Below are 19,584 nucleotides of genomic sequence, written 5' to 3'. Positions count from 1 at the left end.
GGGGTCACCGTCCGACCGACCGGAGGTAGCCGCCCAGGTCTTCGGCGCCCTTGACGTTGCGCGGGCCGCTGACGGCGTCGCCGTAGGACATGACGAAGAAGCGGCTCTCCTGCACGGCCGGAACCGACTTCAGGCTGGAGAGTGACTTCAGGTAGGCGATCTTCTCCTTGGCGGGCTGGTCGGCGTAGTCGATGATGACGATGACCTCGGGCTTCGCCTTGATCACGGGCTCCCAGCCCACCGTCGTCCAGCCCTTGTCCAGGTCGTCGAAGACGTTGGTGGCGCCGGCGGCCTCGATGATGTCGTTCGGTGCGGCGTGGCGTCCGGCGGTGAAGGGCTGGTCGGTGCCCGAGTCGTAGACGAAGACCTTGGCCGGGTCGCCCTTCTCGGGCCAGGTCTTCTTCAGTGCGGTGACGCGCTGCTTGAGGCCGGTGACGACCTTCTCGGCGCGCTTGTATACGCCGAAGATCCGGCCCAGGTTGTCGAGGTCCTTGTAGAGCGCCTCCAGGGGTGTGACGTCGACGTTCTTGGCGCCGTAGTCCCAGCACGTCTCGGTGTGGAGGTAGCTTGCGGCACCGATCTTCTTCAGGAGGGCGGGCGTGATGCCGCGCTCCTCGCTGAAGCCGGAGTTCCAACCGGCGAGGACGAAGTCGGCCTTGGCGTCGGCCACGATCTCGCGGGTGATGCGCTCGGTGCCGAGGCGTTCCACGTCGGCGTAGTCCGCGCGCCAGGGCGAGCCCTTGATGGAGGGGTCGCCGAGCTTGTTCATGACGTAGCCGCGCATCCGGTCGGCCAGGCCGAGGGAGAACATCTTCTCGGCGCCGCTGACGTCGTAGGCCACCGGACGCTTCGGGCGGGTGTACGTGACGTCCTTGCCGCAGTTGGAGACGGTGACCGTCTCCGCGCTGTTCTTCGCTGTCGGCTCGACCTCGGCGCCGCAGCCGGTGGTCAGGAGCCCGGTCGTCAGCAGCACGGCGGCTGCCAGCGCGCGGGGCAGCGGTGGTCGGATCATGAGTGCGGTCCTTCTGGTAGGGCGTCGGCGGGGGCCGGGGTGCCGGCGGGGGCCAGGTCGTAGACGAGGTGGGGCGTTCCGGTGCGCGGGTGGTGCACGACGGTGGCGTCGACGCCGAACACCTTGCGGATCAGTTCGGGGTTCAGGACCTCCGCTGGGGTGCCCGTGGCGACCAGGGAGCCGGAGCTCAGGACGGCGATGCTGTCGCAGGCGGCGGCCGCCAGGTTGAGGTCGTGGAGGGCCGTGAGCACGGTGAGGCCCGATCCGCGCAGGAAGGAGAGGAGCTCCACCTGGTGGCGGATGTCCAGGTGGTTGGTGGGCTCGTCGAGCACCAGGACGCGGGGTTCCTGGACGAGGGCGCGCGCCACGAGCACGCGCTGCCGCTCGCCGCCGGAGAGGGTGAGCACGCTGCGGTCCGCGAGATGCGTGACGTCGAGGCGGTCCATCGCCCCTCGGCACAGGGCCTGTTCGCGTGCGGTGAGGGGCTGGTTGCCGCGGGCGTGCGGGGCGCGGCCGAGGGCCACGACCTCCCCGACCGTGAAGTCGAGTTCGGTGTGGCTCTCCTGGGTGAGCGCGGCGATCGACCGGGCGCTGTCGCGCAGCTTCAGGGACGCCAGGTCGGCACCGTCCAGGAGCACGGCGCCCGACGTCGGTCTCAGCGCGCGGTAGACGCAGCGCAGCGCCGTGGACTTGCCGCTGCCGTTCGGGCCGACGAGCCCGACGATCCGCCCCGTCGCCACCTCGATGTCCAGCCGGTCGACCAGGGCACGCCCCTGCGCCTCGACCGAGAGTTCCCGCAGTACGAGGGTCATCTACCGCCCTCCGAACAGATAGCCGCGGCGGCGCATCAGCACGATGAACACGGGGACGCCGATCAGCGCGGTGATGACCCCGAGCGGCAGTTCCTCCGGGGCGAACGCGGTGCGGGCCACGAGGTCGACCCAGACCAGGAAGACGGCCCCGGCGAGCGGGGCGACGGCGAGGACCCGGCGGTGCGTCGAGCCGACGAGGATGCGTACGACGTGCGGCAGGACGAGCCCGACGAAGCCGATCGCTCCGCTGACCGCGACGATGAGGCCGGTGACCGCCGCCGTGAGGAGGAACAGTCGGCGGCGCAGTGCCTCGGCGTCCACGCCCAGGCTGGCCGCGGTCTCGTCGCCCAGCGAAAGGACGTCGAGCGACCGGCTCTGGCGCAGCAGCACCACGACCGTCACCAGGACGGCACCGGCCGCGAGCGGCAGCGACTCCCAGGACGCCGAGCCGAGGCTGCCGAGCAGCCAGAACAGCACCGTGCGCGCGGCCTGGCCGTTCGGGGAGAGGAAGACGAGCACGCTCATCAGGGCCTGGAACCCGTAGGCCAGTGCGACACCGGTGAGAACCAGGCGCAGGGGTGTCAGGCCGAGCGGGCCGCGCGCGGCGAGGTACACCAGCACGGTGGCGCCGAGCGCCCCGAGGAACGCGGCGGCGGACAGAGCGTAGACGCCGATTCCGGCGAAGAGCCCGAACACCACGACCCCGGTGGCCCCGACGGAGGCGCCCGAGGAGATACCGAGCACGAACGGGTCCGCGAGGGCGTTGCGCACCAGTGCCTGGATGGCGACGCCCACGACCGAGAGACCCGCACCGACCACGGCGGCGAGGAGCACGCGTGGGGTACGCACGTGCCAGACGATGGAGTAGCCGGTCACGTCGTCGGCCCCGATGCTGCCGCCGGTGACGGCGGCGGTCAGGAACCGCACGACGTCCCCGAGCGGTACGACGGTCGGACCCAGCGCGATCCCGGCGAGGACGGAGACGACCAGCGTCACGGAGAGCACGGTCAGCGTGGTCACGAGCCGGCCGCGGCCCGCTCTGCCCGCGACCGGTTGGTGGGAAACTGCCTCCGGGGCAGCGGTCCCGGTGGTGGCCTCGGTCATGAAGTCCCTTCGCCCGTCGGACGGTTCGGATCAGCGCCGCCTCCCCTGCGCGGTGCGGCACGTTCCAGTAGTCGGCCGACGTCCCCGCCCGGTTCCCGGAGATTCACGAACTGCCCCGGTCAGCGGCCGGGCTTGGTCCCTCGCACGATCAATCGCCGCGCGTGCTGGTCGTAGGGCTCTTCCTCGAAGCCGCCGAAGCACTCCACCCCGGTGAATCCGGCGTCCTCGAAGAGCGTGCGCAGCTCGGCCGCGCTGTAGAGGAACGAGGTGATCGAGGCCTCGCGCGCGACCCCGTCCCGTACGAGGGTCCAGTCGGTCCGCAGCCGCGTCCAGTCGTCCAGGACGGTGTCGCGCTGCACCACGTACGCGCCGTCGAGTTCGACGACTTGGGGGCGGCCGATCCATCCGGCGAGCACTTCTTTGCCCATCACGTCGATCAGCAGCTGCCCGCCGGGCACCAGCGAGTCATGCGCGTTGCGCAGCACTTGGGCGTTGTCCCGCGCGTCGTCGAAGTAGCCGAAGGAGGTGAAGACGTTGAGCACCACGTCGTACGACTCCGGCTCGACGTGGGTGAGCATGTCCGCCCGGATCAGGCGGACGTCGGCCGCGGCGTCCTCGCACACGGCGCGGGCCCGCTTCAGGAGTTCCGCGCTGAGGTCGACACCGGTGACCGTGTAACCGCGGCGCACCAGCGGCACCAGATAGAGGCCGGGCCCGCAGCACAGGTCGAGGACGCGGCTGCCCGCCGGGAACGCGAGCAGCGGCGAGCGGGCGACGACGTCGGCCGTCTCCGCCCGCCGCCGCTCGGAGAACATCGTCTCGGAGAAGTCGGACCAGAATCCGTCGTCCTCGTACCAGTGCATGCTGCCGCGACCTCGATCCAGTGGGCTGTTCCGGCCCGTGCGCCGCGGCTGTGCGGGCCGCGGCGCAGGGGACTTGCGCACCAGTGGTCGGCTGCGGGGAGCGTCTGGTTCCCGGCCGCGCGGGCCCGTGGTTCAGGCGCCGGTGGCGGTGTTCAGGTGGACGCCGATCTGCTGGAAGGCCCGGACGAGCGGTGCCGGTGGGACCGAGGGCGACATGACCTGGGAGGCGAAGTGGGCGACGACGAGGTCAAGTCGGGGTGAGACGAACAGACGCTGCCCGTGGATCCCGCTGGCCATGAAGGAGTCATAGGGGTCGTTCAGGACCCACCACAGGTCGTGGTAGGAGAGCATGGCGGGCGAGTCGGGCGGCGCGGCCGGGAAGCGGACGCGTCGGGGGTAGCCGTCGGGAACCCCGCTGACGATGGTGGAGGCGACGGCCTCCGGCACGACCTGGCGCTCCCCCACGGCCCCTCCGCGGCGGAGCATCTCGCCGAGCCTGGCCACGTCGCGGGCCGTGGCGCTGAATCCGCCGCACGCTGCTTCGACGCCTTCGCCGTCGAGGATGTAGTACGCGTCCTCCTCCGCGCCCAGATGGGACCAGATCAGCTCGCCGAGCAGGGCGGAGGTGCTCTTCCCGGTGATCCGGCGCAGGACCTCGGCGAGGGCCTCGACGTTGCCGTTCTCGTAGCGGAACTCGGTTCCCGGTGTGCCGGTCGTCCGTGCGGTGGCGAGGTGTTCGCGGATGCACGCGGGCCCGCTGTAGCCGTAGGGCCTCAGTTGGGGCCCCACGACGGCGAAGTAGCGCTGTGCCTCGATGGACTTGTCGAAGCGACGGCCCGCGTAGCTCATCTGTGTGCCCATGTGGAGCAGGTGGTCGACCCGGGCCTCACCGAACGCCGTGCCCGCCAGCTCGGGGACGTAGTGCGTCACGAGGGCCGTGCGGTCCAGGAGGCCCTCGTGCGCCAGCATCGCCGCGGCCAGGCCCAGGTAGGACTTGGCCGCGGAGGCGTTGAAGTGGGGTGTGTGCGGCTCGGTGCCGTGGAAGTAGCGCTCATGCACGACGGCTCCGCGGTGCAGCACCACGACCGCGTCGGTCTGGGCGGCGGCGAACAGTTCCGGCAGCTTGAGCGAGGACCCGTTCGACGTGGAGATCTCCAAAGAGTCCAGGTCGTGCGGACCGGCGGGCAGTTCGCGGGCGGGGGCCGCGCCGCGCCACACCCGTCGGCTGGGTGAGATCTCGCGGCCCGCGGCCGTGTAGCGCCGGACCCAGGCGGGGTCCGTGTAACCCCGGGCCCACTTGAGGTCACCCAGCGGCGGTGTCTCGGTCATCGGACGCTCCCGTCAGCAGTATCAGGTCGGCATCATCAAGCCATAGATTCACTTCACTCTAATCGTTAACATACAGACTGTTCAGTACTCTGACACCGCCGCGACCCCGCGATCCGGGCCTCCGCAGCCCGCTCCTCCGCACGCCCTCCTCGCCACACCCACCCCTGCTCCCCCGACCGCAGGAGTCCCCATGGCCACTCCGCACACCTCGCCGCACACCGAGCCGCACACCGCACCGACGGCGCTCGAAAAACCCACGGAATCACCGGAGTTCGACCGGCGGCGCGCCTGGCTGATCACCGCGATGATCGTCGCGTTCATGCTGATCAACTACGCCGACAAGTCCGTCCTGGGGCTCGCGGCCGTCCCGATCATGGACGAGCTGGACATCAGCAACAGCACGTACGGCATGATCTCCAGCTCGTTCTCGATCCTGTTCAGCCTCTCCGGGCTCGTCGTCGGATTCGTCTCGTCGCGCATCTCCAGCAGGGCCCTGCTGTTCACCATGGCCCTGCTGTGGGCGGTGGCCCAACTGCCCGTGCTGGTCGTAGCGGCGGTCCCCACACTGATCGCGGGGCGGGTGCTGCTCGGCGCGGCCGAGGGGCCTGCCGCCTCGATGTCCATGCACGCCCTCTACAAGTGGTTCCCCCTCGACCGGCGCGGCCTGCCGTCGGCCCTGCAGATCAGCGGTGCGGCACTCGGCACGCTCATCGCGGCGCCCGTCGTCACCTGGCTCATCACGGCCTTCGGCTGGCGCTCGGCCTTCGCGGCGCTCGCCGTGACCAGCCTGACGTGGAGTCTGGTCTGGTGGCGCGTCGGGCACGACGGCCCTTACGGCCAGGCGCGCCCAAGGCGTTCAGGTGGCTCGGACAGCGCCGACAGCTCGTCCGACCCTGAGGACTCCGGCAGCTCCGGCACCAGCGCGCCCCAGCCGAGCGAACCCCGGCTCCCCTACCGCAAACTCCTGCTCAACGGCACGGTCGTGGGAAGCATCGCGGGCGCTTTCGGCGCCTCGTGGGCGCTCGCCATCAGCCACGCCTGGCTGCCCGCGTACTTCAGGACCCAGCTCGACATGACGCCGGGCGGCGCGGCGACGGCCATCAGCGGCATCTCCGCCTTCAGCTTCGTCCTGCTCCTCGCGGTCTCACCGTTCGCCGACGCGCTGAACCGCCGGGGCGTCTCCAGCCGCTGGGCGAACGGCGCGCCACAGGGCATCGCCGTCATCGTCGCCGGACTCGCCATGGCGGGCTTCTCCTTCGTGGGGGATGGCCGACTCCAAGTCCTGCTGATCGCCGTGGCGTTCGGGGCGAACGCCATCGTCTTCCCCTTGCACTACATGACGACGGCCGCCGTCGTCCCCACCCACCAGCGCGGAGCCCTCTTCGGCATCGTCGCCGCGACGGGGACCCTGCCCGGCCTCGTCGCCCCCTTCCTCACCGGCCATCTGCTCGACACCGCGGGCTCCCAGAGCGCGGGCTACACCGCCTCGTTCCTGCTCTCCGCCGCGGTGATGCTGCTGTCCGGGCTGACGGCACTGGTGTACATACGGCCGGAGCGGGACGCCCGGCGACTCGGCCTGGCGCCCGTCGGGTCCGCTCAGGCCGGCGGGTCCGCTCAGGCCGGCGGGTCCGCTCAGGCCGGGGCGTCGAAGCCGCTCGCCCAGTAGCGGCCACGCAGGGCCAGGTCGAGCAGCTGGCGCACGACCTCCTCGGGAGGCATCGGCGGCGTCTCCTGCTCGACCCACCACCGCAGGACGGCGACCTGCTCGCCCACCCAGACGCGGGCGAGGAGGTCGGCGTCGATGCGCGGTTCGACGCCGTTTCGGTCGGCGCGGGCGCGGAACTCCTCGGCGGTGACCCGCGCGCAGGCGTCCACGAACATCTGCAGCGGCTTGCCGTCCCCTTCGCCGCGCAACACGATCCGGTACTGATCGCGCTCCTCGCGTGCGTGCCGGAGCATTTCGAGGACCGGCTTGCCGGTGAAGCCCACGGCGCTGTCGGCGATGGTCGGCCGCAACCGCTCCCCCAGCTCATCGAGCAGGTCGGACGTCACGCGCGCGAACAGGCCTTCCTTGTCCTTGAAGTGCGCGTAGAAGGTCGCGCGGGCCACGTCGGCGCGCTCGGTGATGTCCTCCACGGTCAGCGCGGTGAAGCCGCGCTCGAGGACCAGGTCCACCAGCGCCGAGCCGAGAGCCCGCCGTGACCGTCGTGTCCGCCTGTCCTCGGCCATGAAGGCCCTCCTCACCCGTGCGGTCGTGATTGCCGACCCAGTCTAGAAGACTCTTGACAGTCCAGAGGTTACTGAACAAGCTGTCTGCAATTGAGCAAGCTGTTTATTTACAAGTTTCGGACCACCTTCCCCGAACCCCCACCCCACGCCGCTCCGGAGAACCGTGATGAACCTCGGCACCTATCTGACCCGCAGCGCCCGATACTGGCCGCAGGCCACAGCCCTCGTCTGCGCTGACCGCTCGTGGACCTTCGACCGCCTGGATACGGCCGCCAACCGGCTGGCCTCCGCGCTGATCGCCCGCGGCCTGCGCCCCGGCGACGCCGTCGCCTCGCTCGCCTGGAACCGGGGCGAGCTGGTGGAGGTCGAGTTCGCCCTCTACAAGGCGGGACTGCTGCGCGCCCCGGTCAACGCCCGCCTGGGGCGCGGGGAAGTGGCGCACATTCTGCGCTACGCCCCCGTGCGCGCCCTCGTCTTCGACGCGGCCCACCGCGAGGACGCACTCGCCGCGATCGCCGAGGCCGGCACCGGCTGCCTGCCGGTCCCTCTGGACGGCACGCTCGACGGTGACGCGCCGGGCATCGCCTACGAGGCGCTCCTGGCCGAAGGCAGCGCGGAACCGGTCGCCGTCGACGTCGACGAGCACGCCCCCTGCGTCCTGAACTTCACCTCCGGCTCCACCGGCGCCCTGAAGGCCGCCGTGCAGACCGTGGGCAACCGGCTCGCCAACATGCGCAAGCAGTTGATGAGCGACGAGTCACGCCCGCGGCCCGGCACCCGCTACCTCGCCTGCGGTCCCATCACCCACGCCACCGGCATGGGCCTGCTCGCCGGGGTGTTCGGCGGCTCGACGACGCACGTCCTGCCCACCTGGAGCCCCGAGGCGTTCGTGACGGCGGTGGAGAAGGAGCGCATCACCGCGACGTTCCTCGTACCGGCCATGCTGAACATGGTGCTCGCCCATCCCGGCGCCGCCGGGCGGGACCTGTCGTCACTGACCAGTGTGCGGATCGGCGGCGCGCCCATCTCGCCCCAACGGCTGCGCGACGCGGTGGAGTTCTTCGGGCCGGTCGTCGCCCAGGGGTACGGTCTGGGCGAGACGACCAGCGTCGTCGCCGGACTGAGCAGCGAGGAGATCGCCCTCGCGGTCAAGGAGGACCCGGAACTGCTGCAGTCCTGCGGAAGGGCCTCGTACGACACCGAGATCCGTGTCGTCGACGAGAGCGGGCGCGAGTGCGCGCCGCGCCAGATCGGCGAGGTCATCGTGCGGGGGCCGGACTGCGTACGGGAGTACTGGCAGGAGCCGGAGCTGTCGGCCGAGACCTTTCGCGACGGCTGGGTGCACACCGGTGACCTGGCATGGATGCGCGAGGACGGCTACCTCTTCCTCGTCGACCGCAAGAAGGACATGATCATTTCCGGCGGGTTCAACATCTACTGCACCGAGGTCGAGTCAGCCCTCTACGAGCACCCCGCCGTCGTGGAAGCCTGCGTGGTCGGTGTACCCGACGAGACGTGGGGCGAGGCCGTCAAGGCCGTCGTCGTGACGGAGCCGGGCGCCACCGTCGACGCGGAGGCGCTCATCGCCTTCTGCGCCGAGCGCCTCGACCGCCTCAAGAAGCCGCGCTCCGTCGACTTCGTCGCCGAACTCCCCCACAACCGCAACGGAAAGCTCGACCGCAAGGCCGTGCGTGAACCGTTCTGGGCCGATGCCGTCCGCCGCGTGAACTGATCCGCCCAGCACCGCAACCTGCCCTTGCCGGCGCACTCTCTCCCGCCTTCGCCGTCCCGGCCCGCAACCAAGGAACGACCCGACATGAGCTTCTCCCTGCGCCCCACCTACGACGACCCGCACCTGGCCGACCTCGTCGGCAGACTGCGCGACTACCTAGACGGCGAACTCGCCGAGCACGAACGCGAGCGCGGCCTCACCCACGAGAGCCGCCTCACCCGCGCCGACCTCGAACCCATCTGGCGCCGCAGCCGAGAACTCGGCTTCTACGGCATCCATCTGCCCGAGGAGTACGGCGGGCAGAACCTCACGTACACCCAACTCGCCGCCCTCAAGGAGGAGATCGGGGCCAGCGGCCGTGTCCTCGCCCACAGCGTCCTGGGAGACATGGGCGGACCGTTGCGCGCGGGCGACATCCTCAAGCACGCCACTGATCCTCAACTCGCTCAGTATTTCCTGCCGTTGATCCGCGGCGAGCGGGCCTGCTGCTTCTCCCTCACGGAGACCGACGCGGGCTCCGACGTGCGCTCCATGCGCACCACGGCCGTCCGCGACGGTGACGGCTACCGTCTGACCGGCCACAAGGTGTTCTCGTCAGCCGGGCCCTTCGCCGACTTCGCCATCGTGGTGGCCCGCATGGCAGGGACCGGTGAACAGGAGGGCGACAAGCCGCGGTTCTCCGCCTTCCTCGTCGACCTGGACAGCCCCGGGTGCCGCGTCGACGACGGCGCGACCCCGATGTCCGGCGAGCACATCGAGAGCGACATCATCCTGGACGACTGCCATGTACCGGCCGCCAACCTCCTGGGCGAGGAGGGCATGGGCATGCGCATCGCGCTCGGCCGTGTCACCACCAACCGGCTGCTGCACTGCCCCACCGTCATCGGCGCCACCCGCCGCGCCATCGGCCTGACCCTGGACCGCACGCGGCACCGCAAGGTAGCGGGCGGCAAGCCCCTGCTCGCGCTGCAGGCCATCCAGCACAAGGTCGCCGATATGGCCACGGAGTTCTACGCGGCCCGCTCCATGACATACGCGGCGCTGGCAGCGCTGGACAGGGGCGAGGACGCGCACGCCGAGGCCTTCATGTGCAAGCTCTTCGTCGCCGAATCGGCCTTCCGGATCCTCGACGAGGCCGTGCAGATCCACGGCAAGGAGGGGCTCACGCAGGGCAACGAGATCGAGTTCCTGTTCCGCAAGATCCGCATGTTCCGGGTCCTCACCGGGACCTCCGAGATCCAGCGCAACGGCATTGCCAAGCTCCTGGCGTTCCAGGCCTGACCCACGCCCCCCGTCCCTGTCCCCGTCTCCGCATCCGCATCCGCCTCCGCCTCCGCCTCCAGTCATGTCTTGGCGAGGGAGGGGGCCGCGTCCGCGGGGCGCGGCTGCTCCGCGGCCGGAGTGGGGTCGGCCTCGGGCTCGGGGGTTCCGGTGCGCAGGACGCGGTTGACGCGTTCGGTGTCCAGAACGCGTTCCCAGCGGGCGACGACGAGGGTGGCGACGCTGTTGCCCGCGAGGTTGGTCAGTGCCCGGCACTCGGACATGAACTTGTCGATGCCGAAGATGAGCATGATGCCCGCGGCCGGGACGGTGCCGACGGTGGAGAGCGTGGCGGCCAGGGCGATGAACCCCGCGCCGGTGATGCCTCCGGAGCCCTTGGAGGTCAGGATCATCACGGCGAGCAGGCCGAGTTGCTGGCCGATGGTGAGGGGTGTGTCGGTGGCCTGGGCTATGTAGACGGCGGCCAGGGACAGGTAGATGGAGCTGCCGTCGAGGTTGAAGGAGTATCCGGTCGGCACGGTCAGGCCGACGATGTCGCGCCGCACTCCGAGACCTTCGAGTTTGGCCATGACGCGAGGCAGGACGCTCTCGGAGGACGAGGTGCCGAGGACGATGAGGAACTCTTCGCGCAGGTGGTTCAGGAGCCGGAAGATGTTGATCCGCAGCAGCGCGAGGACACCGCCGAGGACCACCACGACGAAGAAGAGCGAGGTTCCGTAGAAGAGCCCGATGAGCCGGCCGAGGCTGGTGAGGGTCGAGATGCCGTACTCGCCGATGGTGTAGGCCATGGCACCGAAGGCGCCGACAGGGGCGGCCAGCATGATGTAGTGCAGGATCTTGAAGACGACGGCGCTCAGCCGGTTGATGCCGTCCACTAGCGGGGCGCCCACGGGACCCACGGCCTTCAGCGCGATGCCGAACAGGACGGCGAAGAAGATGACTTGGAGGATGTTGCCCTCGGCGAAGGCTCCGACCGCGCTGGAGGGCACGATGTCGGTGAGGAAGTGCCACCAGCTCTGGTTCTCGCCGTCCTTGACGTACTGGGCCGCGTCGCCGGACAGCTGGAGGTCGCCCGGGTGAGCGTGCACCCCCGCGCCGGGCTGGAACAGGTTGACCGCGATCAGTCCGATGGCGAGGGCGGCCAGGGTTCCCGCCTGGAAGTAGACGAGTGACTTCAGGCCGACCCTTCCGACGCGGCGCAGGCTGTCGACCCCGCCGATGCCCGCGACGATCGTCAGGAAGACGATCGGCGTGATCAGCATCTTGATGGCGGAGACGAACGTGGTGCCCACCGGTTCGAGGGCGACGCCCACGGAAGGCCACAGCCAGCCGGTCAGGACGCCGGCCACGATCGCGGTCAGGACCCAGAAGTAGAGCTGTTTGTGCCAGGGCCTGGGCCGTGGTGCGGGCGGGGAGCTGCTGGGGGCGGGGGTGGGGGACGCGGTTGCTGCCATGGCGTTTCTCCTCGTCGAGGAACGTGGATGCAGCCGGGGCCGGATCGTCCTTACGGCCTCGGCCGTAAGGCTCCGGCCGTGCGCGGGTCAGGGGGCTCGGGCTGGATGGGTTCAGGCCGGCGGGGTTCAGGTCAGCGGAGTGCGGGCCGGCGGAGTGCGGGTCAGAGAAGTTCGAGGAGCTTCTCGGTGAACTCGGCCGTGGTGGCGCTGCCCCCGAGGTCGGGGGTGCGCACGTCGGTCTTGGCGAGCACCGCGGCGATGGCGTCGGTGATGTCCGTGGCCGCCTCGCCGTGGCCGAGGTGCTCCAGCATCATGGCGGCCGACCAGATCGCCCCCAGGGGGTTGGCGATGCCCTGGCCCGCGATGTCCGGGGCGGAGCCGTGCACCGGCTCGAACATGGAGGGGTGGTCGCGCTCCGGATTGAGGTTGGCGGCCGGGGCGATCCCGATGGAACCGGCCACAGCGGCCGCCAGGTCGCTCAGGATGTCGCCGAAGAGGTTGGAGGCCACCACCACGTCGAAGCGGGCCGGGTCGAGGACGAACTTGGCGGCCAGCGCGTCGATGTGCTCCTGGTCCCAGGTCACCCCCGGGTGCGCGGCGCCCCGCTCGGCGACCAGCTCGTCCCAGAACGGCAGGGTGTGCACGATGCCGTTGGACTTGGTGGCCGAGGTGAGCCTTCCGCCGCGGCGCGCGGCCAGCTCGAAGGCGTGGTCGAGGACGCGGGTCACTCCGGCGCGGGTGAACACGGACTCCTGCACGGCCATTTCCTCCGGGAAGCCCCGGTTGAGCCGGCCGCCGATCTCGCTGTACTCGCCCTCGACGTTCTCGCGGACGACGACGAAGTCCACCTCGCCGGGCGCGGCGCCCCGCAGCGGGCTCTCGACGCCCTCGAAGACGCGGATCGGGCGGACGTTGACGTACTGGCGAAAGCCCCGGCGGATCGGGATGAGCAGGCCCCACAGGGAGATGTGGTCGGGCACACCCGGGTAGCCGACCGCGCCGAGCAGGATGGCGTCCTTGTCGCGCAGCTGGTCGAGGCCGTCCTCGGGCATCATCGCGCCCTCGTTGACGTACCGCTCGCACGACCAGTCGTAGGAGGTGTACGAGAAGCCGAAGCCGTGGCGGGCGCCGACCGCGTCGATGACCTGCTGGGCGGGTGGCAGGACCTCGGCTCCGATGCCGTCGCCGGGGATGAGTGCGATGTGGTGGTGGGTCATGTGCTGATTGCAGCAATCAGCACATGAGACCGTCCAAGACGCTCTGCCGATCTGCCTTATAGGGCACGCCTATGTGCGGTCGACGGCGGCAAGCGCGCAGTTCAGGAAGGCGCGAGCGGCCGGTGCCTGCTCGGCGCGGCGGCTGACCAGCGCGATCTGGAGCGTCGTACGCGGCTCGATGTCGAGCACCAGGGCACCGGCGCGCTCGGCCATCGTGCGCCAGGACTCGGTGACCACGGCGAGCCCGGCTCCCGCGAGCACCAGCGGCAGGATCGCCACCCGGTGCTCGGTCTCCGTCGCGATCGCGAAGTCGATGCCCCGCTCGCGCAGCCCGTCGACGTAGGCGCGCATGCCGGTGCCGCGCTGCCCGACGATCAGTTGCTGACCTGCCAGTTCTTCGCATGCGACCGGCCGACCTGCCGGGAACGGCCCGTCGGGAGGGGTCACCAGGACGAAGCGCTGCTCCCCGGCGGCGTGCGCGACCACCTCCTTGCCGGTCAGCGGGCCCGACGTCGCGAGGAGCCCCAGCTCCGCGGCGCCGGTGCGCACCATGTCGACGACATCGCCCGAGGTGAAGGCGGCCCGGATGTTCACCGACACCCCGGGGTACCGGCCCCGGAACGCGCGGATCATCGTGGTCAGCGGCTCCACCGCCTGGGACGGCATGGCGGCGATGTCCAGGCGCCCCGCACGAAGCTCGTGGACCGCGGTGACGCTGGCGCGGGCCGTCTCCAGGCTGCGCACGGCCGCCCGGGCGGGTTCGATCAGCGCCGAACCCGCCTCGGTCAGCACGGCCCGGCGGCCGATCCGGTGGAAGAGGCTGCTCCCCAGGTCGCGCTCAAGCGCCTGCACGGCCTGGGACAGCGAGGGCTGGGAGAGGTAGAGGGCCGAGGCCGCCCGGTTGAAACCCCCGTGATCCACGATGGCGAGGAAGTACTCCAGCTGACGAACGTCCATGCGCACATCCTCGTGCTCGCGGGAGCCGGGGGTGACCGGGCGCCGACGGGTGAGGGGCCGCTTAGGCGCCGCTCGCCCTGAGCATGTCCTCGCGCTCGACGATCTTCACGCGCTCGCGCTCCTCCGGCTCTCCGAGGGCCTTCTCCGCGGCGTCGAGGCGGTACCAGCCCTCCCATGTGGTGAAGCGGACGTTGCGCTCGCCGAGGAAGGCCTCCACGGCCGCCGGCTCGGGGGCGGTGGGCGTGTGCAGACGGGCGTTCGCGTGGTCGTCCAGGAGGCTCGCGACCGTCTCGTTCGCGTCGCCCTTGGTGTGACCGATCAGGCCGACGGGACCGCGGCGGATCCAGCCGGTGACGTACGTCGACCGCAGGTGCTCGCCGGTCTCCTCGATGACCCGGCCGCCCTTGTCCGGCACCGTGCCGGAGGCGACGTCCCAGGGCAGCTTGGGCAGCTCGTCGGAGAGATAGCCCACGGCGCGGTAGACGGCGCCGAGGTCCCAGTCCTTGAACTCGCCGGTTCCCTTGACGTTGCCGGTGCCGTCGAGGGCGGTGCGTTCGGTGCGCAGGCCGACGACCTTGCCGTCCTCGCCGAGGATCTCGGTGGGCGACTCGAAGAAGTGCAGGAACAGCTTGTGCCGCCGGTCGCCGACGTCGCGGATGGCCCAGTTCTCAAGGGTCTTGGCGACCATGTCGGCCTGCTTGTTGCCGCGCCGGGTCGCGATCGAGCCGTCGTCGTAGTCGATGTCCTCGGGGTCGACGATGACCTCGATGTTCGGGGAGTGGTCGAGCTCGCGCAGCTCGAGCGGGCTGAACTTGGCCTGTGCGGGGCCGCGACGGCCGAAGACGTGGACCTCCCGCGCCTTGTTGGCCTTGAGCCCCTCGTGGACGTTCGGCGGGATCTCGGTCGGCAGGAGCTCGTCCGCGGTCTTGGCCAGGATGCGGGCCACGTCGAGGGCCACGTTGCCGACGCCGAGCACGGCGACCTTCTCCGCGTCGAGCGGCCAGGTGCGCGGCACGTCCGGGTGCCCGTCGTACCAGGAGACGAAGTCCGCGGCGCCGTGCGATCCGTCGAGGTCGATGCCGGGGATGTCGAGCGCCCGGTCGGCCGTCGCACCGGTGGAGAAGATCACCGCGTCGTAGAAGGCACGCAGGTCGTCCAGGTCGATGTCGTTCGGGTAGTCGACATTGCCGAAGAAGCGGATCTGAGGCTTGTCCAGGACCTGATGCAGGGCCGTGACGATGCCCTTGATCCGGGGGTGGTCGGGGGCGACGCCGTAGCGGATGAGGCCGAAGGGCGCGGGCATCCGCTCGAAGAGGTCGATCGACACACCAGGCTCGACCGCCGCTGCGGATTTCAGCAGCGCGTCGGCGGCGTAGATGCCGGCCGGACCGGCTCCGACAACGGCTACCCGCAGAGGGCGAGACATGATCAGGTTTCCCTTCGAGCGAAGACATGGGGCTCGTCGGGAAGCCTAAACTAAGGCAATCCTAAGTTAGTACCCGGCCTTGACCTATGACCTCATAAGGACAGCTTATGGGGCCACTAAGGCAGGGTTTGGCTCGTGCGCCATGCGGGCGAGCGGTCCGACACGTCGCCCACCGGCGTCCGACACGGGCTGAGGCGCGCGGGGCGCCAGGGAACTCCGGCGAAACCCCCTCCGTTGTCAACTCACCTATTCCGCACAGGAGTTGACCCCGTCCCCGCTGCTCACGGAGGCCCGGAACGATGACCCGCGATCACCGGAACCACCCCCGCCCGTCCCGGCGCACCATCCTCGGCGGCGCCACCCTCGCAGCCCTCGCGGCGGCGACCGGAACCGTCGGCGCGGCCACCGCGGCGCCAAGCGCCGCATGGCCGACCGAGTTCCCGCTCCCCGACGGCTTCCTCCCCGAGGGAATCGCGATCGGCAGACAGCCGTACGCCTACATGGGCTCGCGCGCGAACGGCGCGGTGTACCGCACCGACCTGCGCACCGGCCGGGGTGAGGTCTTCTACGAGGGGGCCACCGGCACGGTCGCGGTCGGCCTGAAGCTGGACGACGACGGCCTGCTCTACATCGCCGGGAACACCGGGGTCGCCCGGGTCCTCGACACCCGCAGCGGCAGGCTGGTGGCGACGCACCAACTGACGCGGGCCGCCGGTCACTTCATCAACGACGTCACTCTGCTCGGCGACCGTGCCTGGTTCACCGACTCGTGGGACAGCGTGCTCCATGGGGTGCCGCGCGGACGCAAGGGCACAGTGCGCACGCTGCCGCTCGGCGGCGACTGGGTGCGGACACCGGACGTGACCAACGCCAACGGCATCGTCGGCACCCCCGACGGGCGGGGGCTGATCGTCGTCAGCAGCACGCCCGGCAAGCTCTACCGCGTGCGTCTGAAGACCGGGTTCGCCACGGAGATCACGCTGGTCGGCGCGGACGGCGTGGCCAACGGCGACGGCCTCCTCCGTATCGGCCGCACCCTGTACGTCGTACAGAACCGGCTGAACCTCGTCAGCGTGTTCCACCTGGACGCCGAGGCGCGCACCGCCACCCTGCGGCGCACGATCACCGACCCCCGGTTCGACATCCCCACGACGGCGGCCCGCTGGGGCGATCGCCTCTATCTCGTCAACGCCCGCTTCAGCAGCCCCCAGGAGCCCGGGACGACGTTCAACGCCGTGGCCATTCCCCTCTGAATCCCCCCTGGAGCACGGGCAGGCGGCACCCATTGCAAGATCAAAAGTGGCACCGGGTTAGCATATGAGCGCCGCCTAGCTCGAAAGATAAACCTGTGACTGTCAATGACGACTCGTTCACCAACTGGAAGAACCGCGAGGAGATCGCGGAGTCGATGATCCCGATCATCGGGAAGCTGCACCGGGAGCGGGACGTCACCGTCCTGCTCCACAGCCGCTCCTTGGTGAACAAGTCGGTGGTCAGCCTCCTGAAGACCCACCGATTCGCCCGGCAGATAGCCGGTGAGGAACTCTCCGTCACCGAGACGCTGCCGTTCCTCCAGGCCCTCACCACGCTCGACCTCGGCCCCTCGCAGATCGACATCGGCCTGCTCGCCGAGTCCTTCAGGGCCGACGACCGCGGCCTGTCGGTGACGGAGTTCACCGCAGGGGCCGTCGCCGGCGCCACGGGCGAGAACAAGATCGAGAGCCGCGAGGGGCGCGACGTCGTCCTCTACGGCTTCGGCCGCATCGGCCGCCTCGTCGCCCGCCTGCTGATCGAGAAGGCCGGTTCCGGCAACGGCCTGCGCCTGCGCGCCGTCGTCGTCCGCAAGAGCGGCGAGCGGGCCGTCGAGGACTTGGTCAAGCGCGCCTCGCTGCTGCGCCGCGACTCCATCCACGGCCAGTTCCAGGGCACGATCACCGTCGACGAGGCGACCAGCACGATCGTCGCCAACGGCAACGTGATCAAGGTGATCTACGCCAACGACCCCTCCGAGGTCGACTACACGGCGTACGGCATCAAGGACGCCATCCTCATCGACAACACCGGCAAGTGGCGCGACCGCGAGGGGCTCTCCCAGCACCTGCGCCCCGGTATCGACAAGGTCGTCCTGACCGCGCCGGGCAAGGGCGACGTCCCGAACATCGTGCACGGCGTCAACCACGACACGATCAAGCCGGACGAGCAGATCCTGTCCTGCGCCTCCTGCACCACCAACGCGATCGTCCCGCCGCTCAAGGCGATGGCCGACGAGTACGGCGTGCTGCGCGGCCATGTGGAGACCGTCCACTCGTTCACCAACGACCAGAACCTCCTGGACAACTTCCACAAGGCGGACCGCCGCGGCCGCTCCGCGCCGCTGAACATGGTCATCACCGAGACCGGCGCCGCCTCCGCCGTCGCCAAGGCGCTGCCCGACCTCAAGGCGCCCATCACGGGCAGCTCGATCCGCGTCCCCGTCCCGGACGTCTCGATCGCCATCCTGAGCCTGCGCCTGGGCCGCGAGACCACCCGCGAGGAGGTCCTCGACCACCTCCGCGACGTCTCGCTGCACTCGCCGCTGAAGCGCCAGATCGACTTCACGACCGCTCCCGACGCCGTCTCGATGGACTTCGTCGGCTCGCGGCACGCCTCGATCGTCGACGCGGGCGCCACCAAGGTCGACGGCGACAACGCGATCCTCTACCTCTGGTACGACAACGAGTTCGGCTACTCGTGCCAGGTCATCCGCGTCGTCCAGCACGTCTCCGGCGTGGAGTATCCGACGTACCCGGTGCCGACGGTCTGACCTCGGTACATCAGGCGGCGAGGGAACCCCCGCGGGGGTCTCCTCGCCGCCTTTTCGCGCTCACCCTCCCAGCAGCCTGCGCGCCCCGAGGGCGAGTGAGATCTCCACCAGGTCGCCGACCCGGGTGAGGCTGCGGCCTGTCAGCTGCTCGACGCGGCGCAGCCGGTTGAGGACGGTGTTGCGGTGGCAGTAGAGGCGGGCGCCCGCGCGCTGCGCGGAGCCGTCGGTCTCCAGCCAGACGACGAGGGTGTCGAGGAGCAGGTCCCGGTCGGCGGGGTCGAGGGAGTGCAGCGGGCCGAGGACGCGCTCGGCGAGCGCCTGCGCCAGCTCGGGCGACGAGACGACGAGGGCGTCGGGCAGGCGTTCGTCCAGGAGGACGGTGCCGCCGCTGCGGGGGCAGGCCCGCAGTGCCGTGTCGGCGAGGCGGCGGGCGTAGGGGACGGTGGCCAGGCCCTCCACGGGGGAGCCGACGCCGACGCGGGCCCCGGGCGGCAGGGTCAGACCGGCGCCGAGCGCGGACAGTTCGTCCGCCGGGCTGCCCTCGGCGTCGCCGAGCAGCACCAGGGCGTACTGGACCCCGGCACCGGCGTGGCGCAGCGTCCGCGTCCCCGGCGGCAGGGCGAGGCCGTCGTCCTCCCCGGCCAGGGCGATCACGGCGTACCACCCGTCCTCGGGCAGCCCCAGGACGTCGGCGGCGGTGGGCAGGTCGGTGAGGCGGGCGCTTCCGTCCAGGAGGCTCGCGGTCAGCAGCCGCAGGCGGTTCTCGTGCCGCCAGGCCATGCGGCGCTCGGTGCGGCGGTAGGCGTCGGCGACCACTCCGCAGTGCTCGTCGACGAAGTTCCATACGTCTGTGGCGACATGGATGAGCAGCCGCATGTCGTCGGGGTTGCCGCGCGAGACCTCCTCGACCAGGCCCTGCCACACCATCGCCCCGCCGAGCCGGAAGGCGTGCAGCAACGCGTCGAGCGGCAGGCCCCGTTCGGCGCGCACCCCGGCGATCTGGACGGAGGTGCGGTGGGCGGCCTCCCTGGTCTCCCCCGGCTGGAGGAGCGAGGTGACGCTGTACCGCAGCGAGCGGTGCACCTCCTGCCACACCTCGGTGGGGCGGGTCTCGATGTCCGCGCGGTAGGCGGGTTCCTGCTCCCGCAGTTCCGCGACGAGCCGGTCGGTCATCCCGGCCAGATCCCTCAGCAGGGCGTGGGCCGCGCGGTGCAGCACGGCGACGGCCTCGGCGTCGAGGAGCGAGCGGGCACCCCGCGCCGGAGGGGCGATGGCGGGCACTTCATGCAGGGGCCCGACCCGTGACCGCAGGACGTGTGGCATGGGGCCTCCACGGGGAGTGTGCGCACTGGCGGATCTTCCTGA

16 protein-coding genes are annotated in these 19,584 nt (G+C 70.5%); 5 read left to right on the top strand and 11 right to left on the bottom strand.

Translation table 11 applies throughout. From position 1 onward, the window contains the following. Positions 1-4: 4 nt before the first annotated feature. The 5 genes from AB0E78_RS35155 to AB0E78_RS35135 form a co-directional block, all read right to left on the bottom strand. On the bottom strand, positions 5-1,012 hold the full coding sequence (locus tag AB0E78_RS35155; RefSeq protein ID WP_361841563.1) for an ABC transporter substrate-binding protein: 1,008 nt from the start codon (positions 1,010-1,012) through the stop codon (positions 5-7). Then, on the bottom strand, positions 1,009-1,824 hold the full coding sequence (locus tag AB0E78_RS35150; RefSeq protein WP_361841560.1) for an ABC transporter ATP-binding protein: 816 nt from the start codon (positions 1,822-1,824) through the stop codon (positions 1,009-1,011). Before AB0E78_RS35150 ends, AB0E78_RS35155 begins: the two co-directional genes overlap by 4 nt. Beyond that, positions 1,825-2,928 carry an iron ABC transporter permease gene (locus AB0E78_RS35145; RefSeq protein ID WP_361841557.1) on the bottom strand — a complete coding sequence of 368 codons (1,104 nt, stop codon included), beginning with the start codon at positions 2,926-2,928 and terminating at the stop codon, positions 1,825-1,827. It lies immediately after the preceding gene. A gap of 119 nt (positions 2,929-3,047) precedes the next feature. Beyond that, the gene (locus AB0E78_RS35140; protein WP_361841555.1) at positions 3,048-3,791 is read right to left on the bottom strand and encodes a class I SAM-dependent methyltransferase; all 744 of its coding nucleotides are present in this window, start codon (positions 3,789-3,791) and stop codon (positions 3,048-3,050) included. A gap of 132 nt (positions 3,792-3,923) precedes the next feature. Then, on the bottom strand, positions 3,924-5,120 hold the full coding sequence (locus tag AB0E78_RS35135) for a serine hydrolase (protein WP_361841552.1): 1,197 nt from the start codon (positions 5,118-5,120) through the stop codon (positions 3,924-3,926). Between the two features lie 190 nt (positions 5,121-5,310). Between AB0E78_RS35135 and AB0E78_RS35130 the strand changes: the two genes are divergently transcribed. After that, a complete protein-coding gene (locus AB0E78_RS35130) occupies positions 5,311-6,786 on the top strand; it encodes an MFS transporter (protein ID WP_361841549.1) in 1,476 nt (491 codons plus the stop codon). On the opposite strand, the gene AB0E78_RS35125 is transcribed toward AB0E78_RS35130, so the two are convergent. After that, entirely contained in the window at positions 6,753-7,349 is a 597-nt protein-coding gene (locus AB0E78_RS35125; RefSeq protein ID WP_361841546.1) for a TetR/AcrR family transcriptional regulator, read from the bottom strand. The two genes, AB0E78_RS35130 and AB0E78_RS35125, sit on opposite strands and share 34 nt — an antisense overlap. A 166-nt stretch (positions 7,350-7,515) precedes the next feature. On the opposite strand from AB0E78_RS35125, the gene AB0E78_RS35120 reads away from it, so the two are divergent. After that, positions 7,516-9,081, top strand: a complete 1,566-nt coding sequence (locus AB0E78_RS35120) for an AMP-binding protein (protein ID WP_361841543.1) — start codon at positions 7,516-7,518, stop codon at positions 9,079-9,081. Between the two features lie 84 nt (positions 9,082-9,165). Further along, positions 9,166-10,362 carry an acyl-CoA dehydrogenase family protein gene (locus AB0E78_RS35115; RefSeq protein WP_361841541.1) on the top strand — a complete coding sequence of 399 codons (1,197 nt, stop codon included), beginning with the start codon at positions 9,166-9,168 and terminating at the stop codon, positions 10,360-10,362. Positions 10,363-10,424: 62 nt separating this feature from the next. Here AB0E78_RS35115 and dctA read toward each other — a convergent pair whose 3' ends face one another. From dctA to AB0E78_RS35095, 4 genes are all read right to left on the bottom strand, one after another. Beyond that, entirely contained in the window at positions 10,425-11,816 is a 1,392-nt protein-coding gene (gene dctA / locus AB0E78_RS35110) for a C4-dicarboxylate transporter DctA (RefSeq protein WP_361841538.1), read from the bottom strand. 161 nt (positions 11,817-11,977) lie between these two features. After that, positions 11,978-13,033 (bottom strand): tartrate dehydrogenase, encoded by a 1,056-nt coding sequence (locus tag AB0E78_RS35105; RefSeq protein WP_361841535.1) that lies wholly within the window; start codon positions 13,031-13,033, stop codon positions 11,978-11,980. 69 nt (positions 13,034-13,102) lie between these two features. After that, on the bottom strand, positions 13,103-13,990 hold the full coding sequence (locus AB0E78_RS35100) for a LysR family transcriptional regulator (RefSeq protein ID WP_361841532.1): 888 nt from the start codon (positions 13,988-13,990) through the stop codon (positions 13,103-13,105). Positions 13,991-14,051: 61 nt separating this feature from the next. After that, the gene (locus tag AB0E78_RS35095; protein ID WP_361841529.1) at positions 14,052-15,416 is read right to left on the bottom strand and encodes an FAD-dependent oxidoreductase; all 1,365 of its coding nucleotides are present in this window, start codon (positions 15,414-15,416) and stop codon (positions 14,052-14,054) included. 299 nt (positions 15,417-15,715) lie between these two features. Here AB0E78_RS35095 and AB0E78_RS35090 point away from each other — a divergent pair, with 299 nt between their 5' ends. Both AB0E78_RS35090 and AB0E78_RS35085 read left to right on the top strand, forming a co-directional pair. Beyond that, entirely contained in the window at positions 15,716-16,669 is a 954-nt protein-coding gene (locus AB0E78_RS35090; RefSeq protein ID WP_361841527.1) for a superoxide dismutase, read from the top strand. Between the two features lie 95 nt (positions 16,670-16,764). Then, the gene (locus AB0E78_RS35085) at positions 16,765-18,219 is read left to right on the top strand and encodes a glyceraldehyde-3-phosphate dehydrogenase (RefSeq protein ID WP_361841524.1); all 1,455 of its coding nucleotides are present in this window, start codon (positions 16,765-16,767) and stop codon (positions 18,217-18,219) included. 60 nt (positions 18,220-18,279) lie between these two features. Here the strand turns inward: AB0E78_RS35085 and AB0E78_RS35080 are convergent, their stop codons facing one another. After that, positions 18,280-19,542 (bottom strand): helix-turn-helix domain-containing protein, encoded by a 1,263-nt coding sequence (locus AB0E78_RS35080; RefSeq protein ID WP_361841521.1) that lies wholly within the window; start codon positions 19,540-19,542, stop codon positions 18,280-18,282. Positions 19,543-19,584: the final 42 nt, after the last annotated feature.

Source organism: Streptomyces sp. NPDC032198 (genome assembly GCF_040636975.1).
Taxonomy (GTDB): domain Bacteria; phylum Actinomycetota; class Actinomycetes; order Streptomycetales; family Streptomycetaceae; genus Streptomyces.
This window is presented reverse-complemented; position numbering and strand designations above follow the sequence as displayed.

Excerpts from the sequence above, each read along its gene's own strand:
- AB0E78_RS35155 (WP_361841563.1), bottom strand. The coding sequence starts at position 1,012 with ATGATCCGACCACCGCTGCCCCGCGCGCTGGCAGCCGCCGTGCTGCTG.
- AB0E78_RS35140 (WP_361841555.1), bottom strand. The coding sequence starts at position 3,791 with ATGCACTGGTACGAGGACGACGGATTCTGGTCCGACTTCTCCGAGACG.
- AB0E78_RS35095 (WP_361841529.1), bottom strand. The coding sequence starts at position 15,416 with ATGTCTCGCCCTCTGCGGGTAGCCGTTGTCGGAGCCGGTCCGGCCGGC.
- AB0E78_RS35120 (WP_361841543.1), top strand. The coding sequence starts at position 7,516 with ATGAACCTCGGCACCTATCTGACCCGCAGCGCCCGATACTGGCCGCAG.
- AB0E78_RS35125 (WP_361841546.1), bottom strand. The coding sequence starts at position 7,349 with ATGGCCGAGGACAGGCGGACACGACGGTCACGGCGGGCTCTCGGCTCG.
- AB0E78_RS35145 (WP_361841557.1), bottom strand. The coding sequence starts at position 2,928 with ATGACCGAGGCCACCACCGGGACCGCTGCCCCGGAGGCAGTTTCCCAC.
- AB0E78_RS35080 (WP_361841521.1), bottom strand. The coding sequence starts at position 19,542 with ATGCCACACGTCCTGCGGTCACGGGTCGGGCCCCTGCATGAAGTGCCC.
- AB0E78_RS35115 (WP_361841541.1), top strand. The coding sequence starts at position 9,166 with ATGAGCTTCTCCCTGCGCCCCACCTACGACGACCCGCACCTGGCCGAC.
- AB0E78_RS35150 (WP_361841560.1), bottom strand. The coding sequence starts at position 1,824 with ATGACCCTCGTACTGCGGGAACTCTCGGTCGAGGCGCAGGGGCGTGCC.
- AB0E78_RS35090 (WP_361841527.1), top strand. The coding sequence starts at position 15,716 with ATGACCCGCGATCACCGGAACCACCCCCGCCCGTCCCGGCGCACCATC.
- AB0E78_RS35105 (WP_361841535.1), bottom strand. The coding sequence starts at position 13,033 with ATGACCCACCACCACATCGCACTCATCCCCGGCGACGGCATCGGAGCC.
- dctA (WP_361841538.1), bottom strand. The coding sequence starts at position 11,816 with ATGGCAGCAACCGCGTCCCCCACCCCCGCCCCCAGCAGCTCCCCGCCC.
- AB0E78_RS35100 (WP_361841532.1), bottom strand. The coding sequence starts at position 13,990 with ATGGACGTTCGTCAGCTGGAGTACTTCCTCGCCATCGTGGATCACGGG.
- AB0E78_RS35135 (WP_361841552.1), bottom strand. The coding sequence starts at position 5,120 with ATGACCGAGACACCGCCGCTGGGTGACCTCAAGTGGGCCCGGGGTTAC.
- AB0E78_RS35130 (WP_361841549.1), top strand. The coding sequence starts at position 5,311 with ATGGCCACTCCGCACACCTCGCCGCACACCGAGCCGCACACCGCACCG.